The 15659-nt window shown below is 63.8% G+C and carries 13 protein-coding genes; 10 read left to right on the top strand and 3 right to left on the bottom strand.

Annotated elements, in window-relative coordinates:
• Positions 1-182: 182 nt before the first annotated feature.
• Positions 183-1457, top strand: coding sequence for an amidohydrolase family protein (locus tag NKH28_RS01795; RefSeq protein WP_352977604.1), 1275 nt, complete (start codon positions 183-185; stop codon positions 1455-1457).
• Positions 1458-1676: 219 nt separating this feature from the next.
• A complete protein-coding gene (locus tag NKH28_RS01790; RefSeq protein ID WP_352540426.1) occupies positions 1677-2597 on the top strand; it encodes a DMT family transporter in 921 nt (306 codons plus the stop codon).
• Here the strand turns inward: NKH28_RS01790 and NKH28_RS01785 are convergent.
• Positions 2594-3496 carry a phosphotransferase gene (locus NKH28_RS01785; protein WP_352977602.1) on the bottom strand — a complete coding sequence of 301 codons (903 nt, stop codon included), beginning with the start codon at positions 3494-3496 and terminating at the stop codon, positions 2594-2596. The two genes, NKH28_RS01790 and NKH28_RS01785, sit on opposite strands and share 4 nt — an antisense overlap.
• A 103-nt stretch (positions 3497-3599) precedes the next feature.
• On the opposite strand from NKH28_RS01785, the gene NKH28_RS01780 reads away from it, so the two are divergent.
• The gene (locus NKH28_RS01780; protein ID WP_352977600.1) at positions 3600-4232 is read left to right on the top strand and encodes a class I SAM-dependent DNA methyltransferase; all 633 of its coding nucleotides are present in this window, start codon (positions 3600-3602) and stop codon (positions 4230-4232) included.
• 18 nt (positions 4233-4250) lie between these two features.
• On the opposite strand, the gene NKH28_RS01775 is transcribed toward NKH28_RS01780, so the two are convergent.
• Both NKH28_RS01775 and NKH28_RS01770 read right to left on the bottom strand, forming a co-directional pair.
• Complete coding sequence (locus tag NKH28_RS01775; RefSeq protein WP_352977598.1) at positions 4251-6704, bottom strand: GcvT family protein; 2454 nt, start codon at positions 6702-6704, stop codon at positions 4251-4253.
• Positions 6701-7585 (bottom strand): phosphotransferase family protein, encoded by an 885-nt coding sequence (locus tag NKH28_RS01770; protein WP_023676353.1) that lies wholly within the window; start codon positions 7583-7585, stop codon positions 6701-6703. The genes NKH28_RS01775 and NKH28_RS01770 overlap by 4 nt, the downstream gene beginning before the upstream one ends.
• 435 nt (positions 7586-8020) lie before the next feature.
• On the opposite strand from NKH28_RS01770, the gene NKH28_RS01765 reads away from it, so the two are divergent.
• From NKH28_RS01765 to NKH28_RS01735, 7 genes are all read left to right on the top strand, one after another.
• Positions 8021-8797, top strand: a complete 777-nt coding sequence (locus NKH28_RS01765; RefSeq protein ID WP_352540422.1) for a DeoR/GlpR family DNA-binding transcription regulator — start codon at positions 8021-8023, stop codon at positions 8795-8797.
• Positions 8798-8863: 66 nt separating this feature from the next.
• Entirely contained in the window at positions 8864-9790 is a 927-nt protein-coding gene (locus tag NKH28_RS01760; protein WP_023676350.1) for a LysR family transcriptional regulator, read from the top strand.
• 304 nt (positions 9791-10094) lie between these two features.
• On the top strand, positions 10095-11249 hold the full coding sequence (locus tag NKH28_RS01755; RefSeq protein WP_352540421.1) for an ABC transporter substrate-binding protein: 1155 nt from the start codon (positions 10095-10097) through the stop codon (positions 11247-11249).
• A 190-nt stretch (positions 11250-11439) separates the two neighbouring features.
• The gene (locus NKH28_RS01750) at positions 11440-12435 is read left to right on the top strand and encodes an ABC transporter ATP-binding protein (protein ID WP_352540420.1); all 996 of its coding nucleotides are present in this window, start codon (positions 11440-11442) and stop codon (positions 12433-12435) included.
• A 14-nt stretch (positions 12436-12449) separates the two neighbouring features.
• Positions 12450-13400 (top strand): ABC transporter permease, encoded by a 951-nt coding sequence (locus NKH28_RS01745; protein ID WP_352977774.1) that lies wholly within the window; start codon positions 12450-12452, stop codon positions 13398-13400.
• A complete protein-coding gene (locus NKH28_RS01740) occupies positions 13390-14205 on the top strand; it encodes an ABC transporter permease (RefSeq protein ID WP_352469946.1) in 816 nt (271 codons plus the stop codon). The genes NKH28_RS01745 and NKH28_RS01740 overlap by 11 nt, the downstream gene beginning before the upstream one ends.
• A gap of 25 nt (positions 14206-14230) precedes the next feature.
• Entirely contained in the window at positions 14231-15658 is a 1428-nt protein-coding gene (locus NKH28_RS01735) for a gamma-aminobutyraldehyde dehydrogenase (protein ID WP_352540419.1), read from the top strand.
• The last annotated feature ends 1 nt before the right edge of the window (position 15659 follow it).

The raw sequence follows: 15659 nt of genomic DNA, 5'->3' as shown, positions 1-15659 counted from the left end.
CAAGACGGTTGAGGGGTGCTGGACGGAGTGCCGCCGGCGCCAAGCTGGAACACCCCTCATCTGGCCGCTTCGCGGCCACCTTCTTCCACAAGGGAAGAAGGGAAGGGCCGCGCCTGAAGGTTCCGCCTTGCGGCAGCGCGCTGCATGGAAAGAAACGGCTTTTTTGAACGAGGTGGCGCTAGATGGATTTTGACCTTGTGGTGCGCGGCGGGACGCTGCCCGACGGCAGGATCGCGGATGTCGGCATCGTCGGCGAAACGATCGCAGCGATAGAGCCCGAGCTGAACGTCAGCGCCGGCACGGCGATCGATGCCCATGGCAATCTGGTCTCGCCGCCCTTCGTCGATCCGCATTTCCATATGGACGCCACGCTTTCGCTCGGCATTCCGCGCATCAATGTCTCGGGCACGCTGCTCGAAGGCATCTCGCTTTGGGGCGAGTTGAAGCCGCTTTTGACCTACGAAGCGGTGCGCGACCGTGCGCTCGCCTATTGCGACTGGGCGGTGTCGATGGGCCTGCTCGCCATCCGCACCCATGTCGATGTTTGCGACGACCGCCTGCTGGCGGTCGAGGCGCTGCTCGACGTGAAGAAGACGGTTGGCTCCTATATCGACCTGCAGCTGGTCGCCTTCCCGCAGGACGGGTTTTACCGCTCGCCGACGGCGCGCGACAACACCATCCGGGCGCTCGACATAGGCGTCGATGTTGTCGGCGGCATTCCGCATTTCGAGCGCACAATGGCCGACGGCACGCGCTCCGTCACCGAGCTCTGCGAAATCGCGGCGAAGCGCGGCCTGATGGTCGACTTGCATTGCGACGAGACCGACGATCCGCTGTCGCGCCACGTCGAGCAGCTTGCCTATGAGACGCAGCGGCTCGGGTTGCAGGGCAGAGCGGCCGGCTCGCACCTGACATCGATGCATTCGATGGATAATTACTACGTTTCGAAGCTATTGCCGCTGATTGCCGAGGCCGGCGTTTCGGCGATCCCCAATCCGCTGATCAACATCATGCTGCAGGGCCGCCACGACACCTTTCCCAAGCGCCGCGGACTGGCGCGGGTCAAGGAGATGCTGGCGCAAGGCATCCGCGTCGGCTGGGGCCAGGATTGCGTGCTCGACCCCTGGTATTCGCTGGGCACTGCAGACATGCTCGACGTCGCCTTCATGGGCCTGCATGTCGCGCAGATGTCGAGCCCGGCCGAGATGGCGCGCTGCTTCGATATGGTCACCAACGTCAATGCCGCCATCATGGGCCTCGACCACCTTGGCCTGGCGGTCGGCAAGCGCGCCAGCCTGGTCGTTCTCGATGCCGGCAACCCGGTCGAGGCCCTGCGGCTGCGCCCAGAGCGTCTCTGCGTCATCGCCAGGGGCAAGGTGGTGGCCGAGCGCAGCCGGCAGGACACGCGGCTTTCGATCGCTGGAAGGCCGGGCACGGTGAACCGGCGCCACGCTTAAAGCGCGTCGCGTTTGAACGGACCCACGCGACGCGCTTTAAGGTCTTGTTTTTAAGCGTGTCGTTATCGCAAAACCGCTGCACACTTTTGCGCGACATGCATTAGTCCAGCCGATTTCCGGCGCTGGTCTTACCGAATTCTCGATTTTCGTCTCGTCATGGCCGCAGCTTGCGACTACGACGCGGGTCACCGTACCCCACGGCGAGGAACCGGTAACGGAATGGCGCAGCCCGCAGCCCAGTACTCAACGATCATGAACGTGCTGCTGGCCGGCATCCTGCTGATGCTCGCCGGCGACTTCCTGTTTGCGCTGAACGACGCGATGGGCAAGTGGCTGGTCGCCAGTTTTTCCGTCGGCCAGGTCGTGCTGATCCGCTCGATCGGCGCGTTTTTCATACTCGGGCCGATGATTGCACATCAGGGTGCGGCCAAGCTGTTTCGCATGGAGCGGCCGGAGCTGCAGCTGCTTCGCGTGGTGATGACGACGCTCGACACGGCGCTGTTCTACGCGGCGGTCGTCTATCTGCCGCTCGCCGATGTGATGAGTTTTTACATGGCCGGGCCGATCTATGTCGCGGCGCTGTCGCACTTCCTGCTCGGCGAAAGGGTCGGCTGGCGCCGCTGGGCGGCTATCCTGGTCGGTTTCTGCGGCGTGCTGATCATGCTGAAGCCGTCCTCGGCCGCGTTCTCGCTGTCGTCGATGTTCGCGCTCGCCGGCAGCATTTCCTTTGCCTTCGCCATCATCCTCAATCGGCGGCTGCGCGGCACCAGCGACACCTCGCTGGTCACCTGGCAAACCATCGGCACGCTGCTGGTCGGCGCTGCGTTGACCCTCGGCAGCTGGAAGACGCCGTCCTCGCTCGATTTCGGCGCCATGCTGCTTCTCGGCATCGTCTCCTGCGGCGCGCATCTGATGATAACCAGGGCGTTGAAGCTGGCGCCGGCCTCGACCTTGGCGCCGCTGCATTACAGCCTGCTGTTGTGGGCAGTGGTCTTCGGCCTCGCCTTCTTCGGCGATGTGCCTGGGCCGCGCATCCTGATCGGCTCGGCCATCGTCGTGCTGGCCGGCCTGTTCATCTTCCACCGCCAGAAGGTGGTCGACACGGTACCGCCCGAAAACGTGCCGAAGGGTGTGAATTAACTCCGGCGCACCGCTGCGAGATGCCGCGAAAATTCCGGCGTTTCCATCAGCGCCTTGCAGCGCGCAAACCGGCCGTCGGCATAGGCGCGAAAGTCGTCGGCCGGATTTTTGTTGGCAAGCTGGATCAAGCCCCAGAGCGTCCACAACAGGTCGCACATCGCCTTGTAGATGACGATGCGGGCGCGCCACGCCGGCCTCGGCTCGCCGCCGAAATAGGCGCGCATCATTTCTTCGTCCTGCGCGGCGTCGAATTGCCCTTCGACGCTGAGGTCGCCGAGATCCCAGAGCGGATCGTTCATGCCGGAATATTCCCAGTCGACAATCCACATCCTGTCCCCAGTATCGAGAAAGTTTTCGCAGAGCGGGTCGCAGTGGCAGGCGACGATCGGCAGAGGATGAGCCGCAAGTGCCGCGCGCGCGGTCTCCGCCTCGCGGACCACATCGTGGTAGCCGGCAGGCAGGGCGACGTCCTTGGTTGACAGCACTTTCAGATAATCGTCGATCATCGCAAACAGCTCGAAGCGGAAGGGGAACACCGCGCCGGATGTGTGCAGTTTGCGAAAGGCCTTGCCGGCGCGTGCCGGGCTGCCCGGCCGAGTCTTGAACTTTTCCGGTGACATCGTCTCGGCACCGGCGATGAAGCGGGTCACCAACACGCCGGTCTCGGCATCGACATGCAGCACATCGGGACTGACGCCGGCCTTCGCCGCTTCCCGCGCCGCCACTGCCTCGTTGGCGCGGTTGATGTATTCCTCGGTACCCTTGCCGGGGATACGCAGGCAGAAATCCTTACCCCTGAAGACGAGGTTGGTGAGACCGCCGAGCCGTTCCAGAGGGCCGTCATAGCCGGCCAGCATCGGAATGGCCGCAAGTGCGGCGCGCGCCCGGTCGTCCGCCATGGATTTCGCTCCTTTCCCCGTATTATTGGGACGACGACGGTTCCACAGTTTTCGCCGTTTGGCTATGATCGCGTTGCGGATCGATACCAGGCGACGGACAGCAATGACAAACAGCAAACATCAGAGCGCGCTCGCCGCAGCCTATGCGGCGAAGCGGCCGGAAGACATCGCGGCTCTTTACGACAGGTGGGCCGGCACCTATGACGCCGACATGTCGGCGGCTGGCTATCGCCATCCCACCATCTGCCTTGCCTTGCTGGCCCGCCATCTGGCGCGCGGCGCCGCTCCTCTGCTCGATGCCGGCGCCGGCACCGGGCTCATCGGCGAATGGCTTGCCATTACCGGTTATCCGCAGGTCGAGGCGCTCGACATCTCGGAAGGCATGCTGGCGCAAGCCGCGCGCAAGGGCGTCTATTCAGCGCTGCACTGCCTGGCGCTTGGCGGACCGCTGCCCTTCGTGGACGACGCCTATGCCGGGATCATCTCAGCCGGCGTCTTCACGTCCGGCCATGTCGGGGCCGAGGGTCTGGACGAGCTGATCCGCATCTGCCGGCCGGGCGGAGTGATCGTGCTGACAGTGAAGAACACGCTGTGGGATGCCGGGTTTGCCGCGCGGGTCGCCGAGCTCGAGGCGCAAGGCACCGTCACGCGCGCCGAAGAGACGCCGCCCTATGTTTCGATGCCAGGCGAGGCCGATACCGTGCCGAGCCGGGGGCTGGTGCTCATCGTGAACTGAGGCTGAAACCGGAAGGCTCTATGCCTTCACCTTTGCTCCTGCCGGATCGTAAAGCGGCTCGAGGTGTATCTTAGCCGGCGTCCGTTCCATTGCCACCACCAGCTCGTATTTGCCGGAGGTAAGGAAATCATCGTTGACGCCATCGGCATTGCGCACATAGCCGTAGCCGATGTTCTTGCCGATGGTGTAGCCATAGCCGCCGCTGGTGAGATAACCGACCGCCTCGCCGTTGCGCAGGATGGTCTCGCGCCCGAGCAGCACGACGTCCGGATCATCGACGGTGAAGCCGGCAAAGCGTTTGCCGAGCGTCGAGCCATCGAGCTTTTCAAGCGCCCGCCGGCCGAGGAAATCGGTGTTCTTCCTGAGCTTCACCGCCCAGCCGAGGCCGGCCTCCTGCGGCGTGTCGTTGGGTGTAATGTCAGCGCCCCAGGCGCGGTAGCCCTTTTCCAGCCGCAGCGATTCCAGCGCCCGATAGCCGACCGGGCGAATGTCGTGGACAGCGCCCGCCGTCATCAGCGCGTCGAAAACCTCGCCCGTCGCCGCGATCGGCGCATGCAGTTCCCAGCCGAGTTCGCCGACATAGGTGACGCGCAGTGCCCGGACGGCGTGACCGGCAATGGCGATCTCGCGAACATGGCCGAACGGAAAGGCGGCGTTCGAGACGTCGGCATCGGTCACCGCTGACAGCACGTCACGGGCGCGCGGCCCCATCAGCGACAATGTGCCGAAATCCTCCGTGACGTCGGTCAGCGTCACGTCGAACTCCCTGCCGATATGATCGGCAATCCAGGAGAAATCATGCGTGCGGAAACCGGTGCCGGTGACCACGTAGAATTTTTCCTCACCGAGCCTCGCCACGGTCAAATCGGCCTCGATGCCGCCGCGCGTATTGAGGAGCTGCGTGTAGGTCAGCCGGCCGACCGGCTTGGCGACGTCGTTGGCGCAGATCCAGTCCAGCGCCTTCAGCGCGTCGGCTCCGGTCATTTCGTATTTGGCAAAAGACGACTGGTCGAAAATGCCGATCTTTTCGCGCACGTGGCGGTGCTCGTCGCCAACCGCCGGGAACCAGTTCTGCCGGCCCATCGAATAGACGTCCTTCGGCTCGATGCCTTCCGGCGCGAACCAGTTCGGCCGCTCCCAGCCAAGTTTCGAGCCGAACACGGCGCGATGTTTTTGCAGCCGCTCGTAGAAAGGCGAGACGATGCGCGGCCGGCCGCTGACATATTCCTCATGCGGGAAGCCGATCGTGTAGTGCTTGCCATAGGCTTCCAGCGTGCGGTCGCGGACCCATTGCCGGTCGCGGTGGAGATCGGAGAAGCGGCGGATGTCGACCACCCACAGATCGAGCGGCGCCTCGCCGTCGACGACCCATTGCGCCAGCACCCAGCCGGCGCCGCCGCCGGACGCGATGCCAAAGGCATTGAAGCCGGCGCCGACGAACATATTGGCGCATTCCGGCGCCACACCGAGGATGAAATTGCCATCCGGCGTAAAGCTCTCCGGCCCGTTGATCATCTGCCTGACGCCGGCATTGGCGAGCGCCGGGACACGCTCGATCGCCTGGCTCATATGCTGCTCGAAATGATCGTAATCATCGTCGAACAGCCGGAACTCCCAACCGTCCGGCACATCGCCGCCCGGTAGACCGGTCGTCCACGCCTGCGGGTTCGGCTCGTAGCCGCCCATCACCAACCCGCCGACCTCCTCCTTGAAATAGGTGCGGCGATCGGGGTCGCGAATTGTCGGCGCGTCGGTCGGCAGGCCATCGATCTTTTCGGTGATGATGTACTGGTGCTTCACCGGCTGCAGCGGCACGTTTATCCCGGCGAGCGCACCCACCTGCCGCGCCCATTGCCCGGCGCAGTTCACCACCTTGTCGCAGGCGATATCGCCCTTGCTGGTCTTTACCGCGGTGATGCGGCCGTCTCTCATTTCGAAGCCGGTGACCCGCACCTCCTCGAACAATTTTGCGCCATGCATGCGCGCACCCTTGGCCAGCGACTGGGTGATGTCGGAAGGGCTTGCCTGACCGTCGGTCGGCAGCCAGGACGCGCCGACGAGGTCGCCGGTTTCCAGCAGCGGCCACATTTCCTTGACCTCGGCCGGCGACAGCAGATGCATGTCCATGCCGAAGCTCTTAGCCGTCGTTGCCAGCCGCTTATACTCGATCCAGCGGTCGCCATTGGTGGCGAGGCGCAGGCAGCCAGTCATCTTCCAACCGGTGGCGAGGCCGGTTTCGGCTTCCAGCCCCTTGTAGAGATCGACCGAATATTTGAGCACGCGCGTGATCGACGCCGACGAGCGCAGCTGGCCGACCAGCCCGGCAGCATGCCAGGTCGAACCCGAGGTCAGTTTGCCCTGTTCGAGCAGTACGATTTCGGCCTTGTGGTCGCGCGCCAGATGATAGGCCGTCGAACAGCCGATGATGCCACCGCCGATGACGACGATCCCGGCCTGGGCGGGCAAGGTCATGTCCGCGTCCCGTATTTTGTCCTGTAGTTTTCCAGGGCGGCTTCGAGCCGCGCCAGGTTTTCGTCGGCGTAGGCGGCGTAGTCGACACCGGGCGCGTCGAGGTAAAGCTCGGAAACCATGCCCCACATCGCCTCACGCAGCAGCGACGCGCATTGCATGGCGGCGTGCGAGCGCCGTATCGCGGGGTCCGGCTCCTTCATGAAATAGGCGGTGAGGAAGGCGAAGGACTCCTCGTCGCTCATGCCTGCATTCGACGCCGCGCCGGCAAGGTCGAACATCGCGGTGTTGAAGCCTGCATATTCGAAATCGATGAGCCACAGCCTGTGACCGTCGTCGATTATGTTAGCCGGCAAGAGGTCATTATGGCCGAAGACGATCGGAAGCAGCTTTTGCGCGCGCTCGAGCTCGTCCGCCAGCGTCAGCAGGCGCGGCAGTTCGCCCAGCTTACGGCTGCGGCCTTCCTCCAGCGTGCGCGCATAGTCGCGAATGACATGGAATACCCAGAACATGAAGCCGGCGCCGGAGACATGACCGGGCATCTCCCGGTGGAAACCGCGCAGCAACGCGGCAACGCGGCCGAGATCGGCGCGCACGTCCTGCGCGACATAGGCCTTGGCGCCGAGATACTCCGTCACCATGACGCCGGGTCCAGTGTAGTGGACGGCCGGAGCGAAGCCTGCCGCGTGCGCTGCCCGCGCCGTCATCATCTCGCGCTCGCGAAAGACATGGTGGAACGGATAGTCCTGGCCGAGCCGCACGACGTGCCGCCCGGCCGCGTCCTTGACCAGATAATTGGCATTGCTCAGCCCGCCCGGCAGCGGCGCGATGTCGATGCTGCCGGTCCAGCAAGGCAGCGCACGGATGCGGTCTTCGACAGTCACGATGTCGTCCAACATTGGGTCAGTTTTCCACGCATGTCACGGCTGGCCAGCGATGACAATCGGACGGAGGAATGGAGGCAACGCGAAGATCTCGTCGGTGCAGATCCCGGGATCGGTATCCCGCACCGCACCGACGAGCCCCTTTGTGCCGGGTTCTTCGACGCCGGCATCCGCCCCCGCGGATCCTGAATTTCGGGACCCTTGCACCCGACGATCTCCCGGGCGTTCGGGCAAGCGATTTTTCGTGCGGCTCAGCCGTCGTCCTCCGTTCCGAGCCTGTCACAGCGATAATGTCGCGCCACGCTGGAGGCGTTGTCAACGCGAATTTGTGGTATTTTCTGGTTTTTTGCCCGAATTTTGCTAAATTCCTTGGAGTTAGTGGCATTTATGTCGTAGAAGCGGTCAGCGGTGCAACAATCCGACCGGATGGAACCGATGGTCCACTCGAAGCGGCATGGCGAAATCCTGCGCCTCCTCAAGGAGGAAGGCACGGTGACCATTGCGAGCCTAGCCGACCGGCTGGGCGTCTCGCTGGAGACAGTACGCCGCGACGTCAAGCCACTGACCAGCGACGGTTCCATCCTCAAGATGCACGGCGCCGTCGGCCTGCCGTCGATTGCCGGCGAAGCGCCGTTCGAGCGGCGCATGCGCGAGAACGCCGATGCCAAGCGGGCAATAGCGCGCATGGTCGCCGCCACCATCCGCGACGGCGAATCGATCATGCTCGACACCGGCACCACCACCTCTTTCCTGGCCCGGGAACTGCTCGGCCACCGGCGGCTGACGGTCGTCACCAACTCCTCCGACATCGCCCGCACACTGGCCACCGTCAACGGCAATAAGGTCTACATGGCCGGCGGCGAGCTGCGCAGCGATTCCGGTGCTGCCTTCGGCGTCTCGGCCATCGAATTCGTCAGCCGCTTTTCCGTCAGCCATGCAGTGATATCGACCGGTGCGGTCGATGCCATAACCGGCGTCATGGACTATGATCTGGAAGAGGCCGAATTCGCCCGCATGGTGCTGTCGCGCGGCCAGCGTTCGCTTGTCGTCACCGACCATAGCAAATTCGGCCGCCAGGGCCTTGTTCAGGTCTGCGGCTTCGGCGGCTTTTCCGAACTCGCGACCGACCTTCCGCCGCCGCACGACATCGGCGCCGCCCTCGCCCAGGCCGGCGCGCGGCTCAGCATTGCGGACGGCGGAAGCGAGGCCTGAGCTCTATCGGCAGATCGGCACCAGCACCCACTTCCCAGCGCCGCCTCTGCCGTGTTTAGTCTGGCCATGGCTTTCACCATCCGCCAATTGCAGTTCTTCATCGCCGTCGCCGAGCAAGGCACGGTGTCGGGCGCCGCCCAGAACCTGTCGATCTCGCAATCCTCGGTCACCGAAGCGATCAAGGAGCTGGAGCACGATCTCGGCGTCGAGCTGTTCGAGCGCCACCCGCGCGGCTTGAACATCACCCATAAAGGCCACCAGTTCCTGCGCCATGCGAGGAAGATCCTGGCCGACGTTTCCGATGCGCGCCGCGCCTTCTTCGGCGAACAGGCCGCGGCAAGCGGGCGGCTGCAACTTGGCGTCACCTCGCTGGTCGCCGGCTATGTGCTTTCCGATCTTCTTGCCCGCTACCGCCGCGCCTATCCGGGTGTCGAGGTCTCGGCGATCGAGGACAATGGCGACTATCTCGAGCACCTGTTAATTGGCGGCAAGCTCGACATTGCCGTCATGGTCACCTCGAACCTGCGCGACCGCACGGCACTGCAGTCCGAAATCCTCGAAGTCTCGGCCTACCGGCTGTGGCTGCCGCTCGGCCACCCCTTGGCCGGTGCCGACATCATCGGCATCGGCGACATCGCCTCGGAACCGCTGATCATGCTGACCGTCGACGAGATCGAGGAGAATACCGGAAAGCTGCTGACGGCAATCGGCGCCAAGCCGCATGTCGCCTTCCGCACCCGCTCGGTCGAAGCGGTGCGCAGCCTCGTCGCTACCGGCGCCGGCGTGGCGCTGCTGCCCGACCTCGTCTACCGGCCATGGTCGCTGGAAGGCGACCGCATCGAATCGCGCGATATTTCGGGGTCGTTGCCGGTCGTCCAGGTCGGCATGGTCTGGCGGCGCGGCTCCGGTCTGCCGCAGGCGGCGCGCGACTTCATCGGACTTGCCCAGTCGCAGCGCATGGTGCGCCAACGGCCCGAGAAGATTGGCCGCTGACGTATCGGAAAAATCGATATCGGCTTTCTGATAAATGAATTTGCGAAACCGGAAATTTCGCAGCACTTTTCGGTCAGGGAACAAAGCTGCCGTTAGAGCGACGTGCGTCCAATTGGACGCACATAGTACGCTCTAAGACTTTTAGTTTTCGCATCGGGCTTTCCGAAAATCGATTCCGATTTTCGGGTCGATGCGAGGAGCACGGCCCTTCAGAGCCGCGCATCCAACGTTTTTGAACGGGCGCATGATCTTCTTCCGAAACCCGAAACCGGTTTCGAGGTCATGCAAAAATGGGAGATCGACGATGAATTCATTGCTGAAATCATGCACTGCCTTGACGGTCGCGCTGAGCTTCTCCGGCCAGGCCATCGCCCAGGTCAAGGAGCTCGGCAAAGGCGAAGGCGAGGTCAATATCGTCGCCTGGCCGGGCTATATCGAGCGCGGCGAAACCGACAAGGCCTATGATTGGGTCACTTCGTTCGAGAAGGAAACCGGCTGCAAGGTCAACGTCAAGACCGCCAACACCTCCGATGAGATGGTCTCGCTGATGAACGAGGGCGGCTTCGATCTCGTCACCGCCTCGGGCGACGCTTCGCTGCGCCTTGTCGCCGGCAAGCGCGTCCAGCCGATCAACACCGACCTCATACCGAGCTGGAAGACGGTCGACAACCGGCTGAAGGATGCGCCCTGGTTCACCGTCGGCGGAGTCCATTACGGCGTCCCCTATCAGTGGGGGCCGAACGTGCTGATGTACAACACCGAAGTGTTCAAGGAGGCGCCGAAGAGCTGGAACGTGGTCTTCGAGGAAATGAAGCTTCCCGACGGCAAGTCGAACAAGGGCCGCGTCCAGGCCTATGACGGGCCGATCCACATCGCCGACGCCGCCAATTACCTGATGGCTCACAAGCCGGAGCTCGGCATCAAGGATCCGTACGAACTGACCGAGGATCAGTACAAGGCGGCGCTCGACCTGCTGCGGGTCCAGCGTACGCTGGTCGGACGCTATTGGCACGACGCCGCCATCCAGGTCGACGATTTCCAGAACGAAGGCGTCGTCGCCTCCGGTTCCTGGCCCTATCAGGTCAACACGCTGATCGCGGCCAAGAAGCCGGTCGCCTCGACTATCCCCGAGGAGGGCGTCACCGGCTGGGCCGATACCACGATGATGGAGGCCGATGCTGCCCACCCGAACTGCGCCTACATGTGGATGGAGCATTCGCTGTCGCCAAAAGTGCAGGGCGACGTCTCCGCCTGGTTCGGCTCGCTGCCGGTGGTGCCCGCCGCCTGCAAGGGCAACGAACTGCTCGGGGAGGAAGGCTGCAAGACCAACGGCTACGACAATTTCGACAAGATCAAGTTCTGGAAGACGCCGGTCTCGAAATGCGCCACCCAGAACGACCAGTGCGTGCCCTATTACCGCTGGGTGTCGGACTATATCGGCGTCATCGGCGGGCGGTGAGTTCGCCTCACCTACGAAGCTCGGCGCTGCCCCTCACCCTTACCCTCTCCCGGTGAAGAACCGGGGGGTCGCCAGCGTTGCAGCGCCTCCCTTCTCCCCGTCCACTATACGAGGAGAAGGTGCCGACAGGCGGATAAGAGGCAGCGCTACCGCCTGAAATTTGATGAGCCTGACAGATCAGGACAGCCCCATGACCTCCGCCGTTTCCTTCCAAAACGTCTCTCGCCATTTCGGCAGCGTGCGTGCCGTTGACGCGGTCGATCTCGACATCGTGCCGGGCGAGTTCTTTGCCATGCTCGGGCCTTCCGGCTCGGGCAAGACGACGTGCCTGCGCCTCATCGCCGGTTTCGAGCAGCCGACGGCGGGCTCGATCTCGATCTTCGGCGAACGCGCCGAGGGCGTGCCGCCCTATCGCCGCAACGTCAACACCGTGTTCCAGGATTATGCGCTGTTCCCGCATTTCAACGTGCTCGACAACGTCGCCTATGGGCTGATGGTCAAGGGCGTCGGCAGACCGGAGCGGCAACAGGCGGCGGAAGAAGCGCTGGCGCTGGTGCGGCTTCCCGGCTACGGCGCCCGTCGCCCTGGCCAGCTTTCCGGCGGCCAGCGCCAGCGCGTCGCGCTCGCCCGTGCGCTGGTCAACCAGCCCAAGGTGCTGTTGCTCGACGAGCCGCTCGGCGCCCTCGACCTCAAGCTTCGCGAAAACATGCAGGAGGAGTTGAAATCGCTGCAGAAGGCGCTCGGCATCACCTTCGTGTTCGTCACCCACGACCAGGGCGAAGCGCTGTCGATGGCCGACCGCGTGGCCGTCTTCAATGACGGCAAGATCATGCAGATCGGCACGCCGGAAGACATCTACCAGCGCCCCAAGACCCGCTTCGTCGCCGATTTCGTCGGCTCGTCCAACGTGCTGCCGCCGGATTTCGTCCAGCGCTATGCCGGCCAGTATCGCTGGGGCAGCCTGCGGCCCGAATCCATCCGTATTGGCCGGGCCAACGGCGAAGGGGTTGCCGCCCGCCTGGTCTCGACCAACTATCTCGGCGCCACGACAAGACTGGCGCTCGATGCAGAGGGCTTGCGACTGCATGCCATCGTGCCGGCGGGTGCTGTGCTGCCGGGGGAAGGCGAGGCGGTGGTGCTCACCTTCAAGCGCGAGCATTTGCATTTGATGGACGAGCTCGGATGAGCCTCGACACCGTCATGCCGCGCGCCACGCCGCCCGCCGTCCTGCCGCGAAGCGGCGGCCTGCGTGGCGCGGTGTCGGATATTTTTTGGCGACAGCCGAAGCTGCTGTTGCTCCTCATGCTGCTGCCGCCGGTTTTGTGGCTCGGCATCGTCTATATCGGCTCGCTCTTCGCATTGCTTTTGCAGAGCTTCTTTTCGATCGACGAGTTCTCCGGCCTGATCAACCGGCAATTCACGCTGAAGACCTATGGCGACCTGCTGCAGGCCGCCAATCTCGACATTATCCTGCGCACGGTGACAATGGCGGCGCTGGTGACGCTGGCGGCGGCGGTCATCGCCTTTCCCATCGCCTATTATGCGGCGCGCTATGCGCGCGGCCGTTGGAAGGCGCTGTTTTATCTCGGCGTCATGCTGCCGCTGTGGTCGAGCTACCTGGTCAAGATCTATGCCTGGAAGCTGATTCTGGCCAAGGAAGGCATCCTGACCTGGCTGCTGGCCAAATTGCATCTTCTGTGGCTGCTTGATGCCTGGCTGTCGCTGCCGGTCGTCGGCGGCAACTCGCTGTCGGTCTCCTCAACCGGTACCTTCATCGTCTTCGTCTATGTCTGGCTGCCGTTCATGATCCTGCCGGTGCAGGCCGCACTCGAGCGCGTGCCAGGCAATTTGGTCGAGGCTTCGTCCGATCTCGGCGCCTCGCCCGGGCAGACCTTCGGCAACGTGCTGTTCCCGCTGGCGCTGCCCGGCATCGTCGCCGGCTCGATCTTCACCTTCTCGCTGACGCTCGGCGACTACATCATCCCACAGATCATCGGCACCTCGCGGCTGTTCATCGGCCAGGCCGTCTATTCGCAGCAAGGCACCGCCGGCAACATCCCGCTCGCCGCCGCCTTCACCGTGGTGCCCATTGTCATCATGGGCTTCTACCTCTGGGGCGCCAAGCGCATGGGGGCTTTCGATGCGCTCTGACCGTGGCCCATCCGCGCCGATCGGCCTGAAGCTCGCTGCCACCGGCGGCCTGCTTTTCCTGCATTTGCCGATCCTGCTGATCTTCGTCTATGCCTTCACCACCGAGGAGAAGAGCTTCGTCTGGCCGCCGCCGGGCCTGACCACGCAATGGTTCGCCGTCACCTGGAACCGCCCCGACGTCTGGCAGGCGCTGTCATTGTCTGTGCGGGTCGCGGCGATCTCGACTACCATCGCGCTGGTCCTGGGCACGCTGTGCGCCGCTGCCGTGTCCCGCACAAAATTCTTCGGCCGCGAAACCATCTCGCTGCTGGTCATCCTGCCGATCGCGCTGCCCGGCATCATCACCGGCATCGCGCTGCGCTCGGCCTTCGCGCTGGCCGAAATCCCGTTCTCGTTCTGGACGATCGTGCTCGGCCACGCCACTTTCTGCGTGGTCGTCGTCTACAACAATGCGGTCGCCCGTTTCCGCCGCACGTCCGGCTCGATGATCGAGGCGTCGATGGATCTCGGCGCCGATGGTTTCCAGACCTTTCGGCATGTCGTGCTGCCCAACATCGCAACCGCGCTGCTGGCCGGCGGCATGCTTGCCTTTGCGCTGTCCTTCGACGAGGTCATCGTCACCACCTTCACCGCCGGCCAGCAGCAGACGGTGCCGATCTGGATGCTCGAAGAATTGATCCGTCCGCGCCAGCGTCCGGTCACCAATGTCGTGGCGATGGTGGTAGTGCTGGTGACGCTGCTCCCCATCCTCGCTGCCTATTACCTGACCCGCGACGGCGACCAGATCGCCGGTTCGGGCAAATGATCTCGTTCACAAGGGAGAGACTTCCATGGACACGCAGATGCTGATCGGCTCTAAATTCGAAAAAGGCACCGAGACCGAGGAGCCGATCCTCAACCCGAAGACCGGGGCGACCATCCTCAATCTGCCCGAGGCCAGCCCAGCGCAGATCGAGGCGGCCGTGCTTGCTGCCGAAAAAGCCTTCGTCACCTGGTCCCGCACAACACCGGCGCAGCGCGCCGGCTATCTCCTGAAGATCGCCGATCGCATCGAGGCTGCTGCACAGGATTTCGCGGCGCTCGAGGCGCTGAACTGCGGCAAGCCGATCAATGCCGTGCTCAATGACGAGATCCCGGCGATCGTCGACTGCTACCGCTTCTTTGCCGGCGCGGTCCGCTCGATGCCCGGCCAGGTCGCCGGCGAATACATTCCCGGCCACACCTCGATGGTCCGCCGAGACGCCATCGGCGTTGTCGCGTCGATCGCGCCGTGGAACTATCCGCTGATGATGATGGCCTGGAAGCTGGCGCCGGCGATTGCCGGCGGCAACACCGTCGCCTTCAAGCCGTCGGAACAGACGCCGCTGACCGCGCTGAAGCTGGCGAAAATCCTTGCCGAGATCCTGCCGGAAGGCGTCGTCAACGTCGTGCTCGGTCGCGGCGACAGCGTCGGCAACACGCTGATCAACCACCCGAAAGTCAACATGATCTCGATCACCGGCGACGTCGCCACCGGCAAGAAGGTGCTGCAGGCTGCCGCCAAATCGGTCAAGCGCACGCATCTCGAGCTCGGCGGCAAGGCGCCGGTCATCGTCTTCGACGACGCCGATCTCGGCGCGGTGGTCAACGGCCTGCGCGCCTTCGGCTATTACAATGCCGGCCAGGACTGCACCGCCGCCTGCCGCATCTACGCCGGCAAGAAGATCTACGACAAGCTCGTCGCCGACCTCTCCGCCGCCGTCTCGACTATCAAGTATGATCGTCCTGACGATACCGAAAACGAGATCGGCCCGCTGATCTCGCGTCGCCAGCGCGACCGCGTCTCGAGCTTCGTCGAGCGCGCCTCTGAGCTCAAGCACATCGAGATCACCACGGGCGGCAAGCCGGGCGAGGGCTCCGGCTTCTTCTACCAGCCGACCGTCGTCGCCGGCGCGCTGCAGGAGGACGAGATCGTGCGCCGCGAAGTGTTCGGTCCGGTGGTCTCGGTCACCCGCTTTTCCGAAGTTGACGAAGCGGTGAACTGGGCCAATGATTCTGACTACGGCCTGGCGTCGTCGGTGTGGACCAAGGACGTTTCGCGGGCCATGGCGACAGCCGCCCGGCTGCAATATGGCTGCACCTGGATCAATACCCATTTCATGCTGACCAACGAGATGCCGCATGGCGGGTTGAAACAATCCGGCTACGGCAAGGACATGTCGCTCTACGCGCTGGAGGACTATACCGCCGTCCGCCACGTCATGGTCGCTCACGGGTAGC

The sequence above is a fragment of the Mesorhizobium sp. M1227 genome (assembly GCF_040318315.1).
Classification (GTDB): Bacteria; Pseudomonadota; Alphaproteobacteria; order Rhizobiales; family Rhizobiaceae; genus Mesorhizobium.
This window is presented reverse-complemented; position numbering and strand designations above follow the sequence as displayed.

Coding starts and splice junctions, on each gene's coding strand:
- NKH28_RS01790 (WP_352540426.1), top strand. CDS start 1,677: ATGGCGCAGCCCGCAGCCCAGTACTCAACGATCATGAACGTGCTGCTG.
- NKH28_RS01735 (WP_352540419.1), top strand. CDS start 14,231: ATGGACACGCAGATGCTGATCGGCTCTAAATTCGAAAAAGGCACCGAG.
- NKH28_RS01775 (WP_352977598.1), bottom strand. CDS start 6,704: ATGACCTTGCCCGCCCAGGCCGGGATCGTCGTCATCGGCGGTGGCATC.
- NKH28_RS01780 (WP_352977600.1), top strand. CDS start 3,600: ATGACAAACAGCAAACATCAGAGCGCGCTCGCCGCAGCCTATGCGGCG.
- NKH28_RS01760 (WP_023676350.1), top strand. CDS start 8,864: ATGGCTTTCACCATCCGCCAATTGCAGTTCTTCATCGCCGTCGCCGAG.
- NKH28_RS01785 (WP_352977602.1), bottom strand. CDS start 3,496: ATGGCGGACGACCGGGCGCGCGCCGCACTTGCGGCCATTCCGATGCTG.
- NKH28_RS01750 (WP_352540420.1), top strand. CDS start 11,440: ATGACCTCCGCCGTTTCCTTCCAAAACGTCTCTCGCCATTTCGGCAGC.
- NKH28_RS01740 (WP_352469946.1), top strand. CDS start 13,390: ATGCGCTCTGACCGTGGCCCATCCGCGCCGATCGGCCTGAAGCTCGCT.
- NKH28_RS01755 (WP_352540421.1), top strand. CDS start 10,095: ATGAATTCATTGCTGAAATCATGCACTGCCTTGACGGTCGCGCTGAGC.
- NKH28_RS01745 (WP_352977774.1), top strand. CDS start 12,450: ATGCCGCGCGCCACGCCGCCCGCCGTCCTGCCGCGAAGCGGCGGCCTG.
- NKH28_RS01765 (WP_352540422.1), top strand. CDS start 8,021: ATGGTCCACTCGAAGCGGCATGGCGAAATCCTGCGCCTCCTCAAGGAG.
- NKH28_RS01795 (WP_352977604.1), top strand. CDS start 183: ATGGATTTTGACCTTGTGGTGCGCGGCGGGACGCTGCCCGACGGCAGG.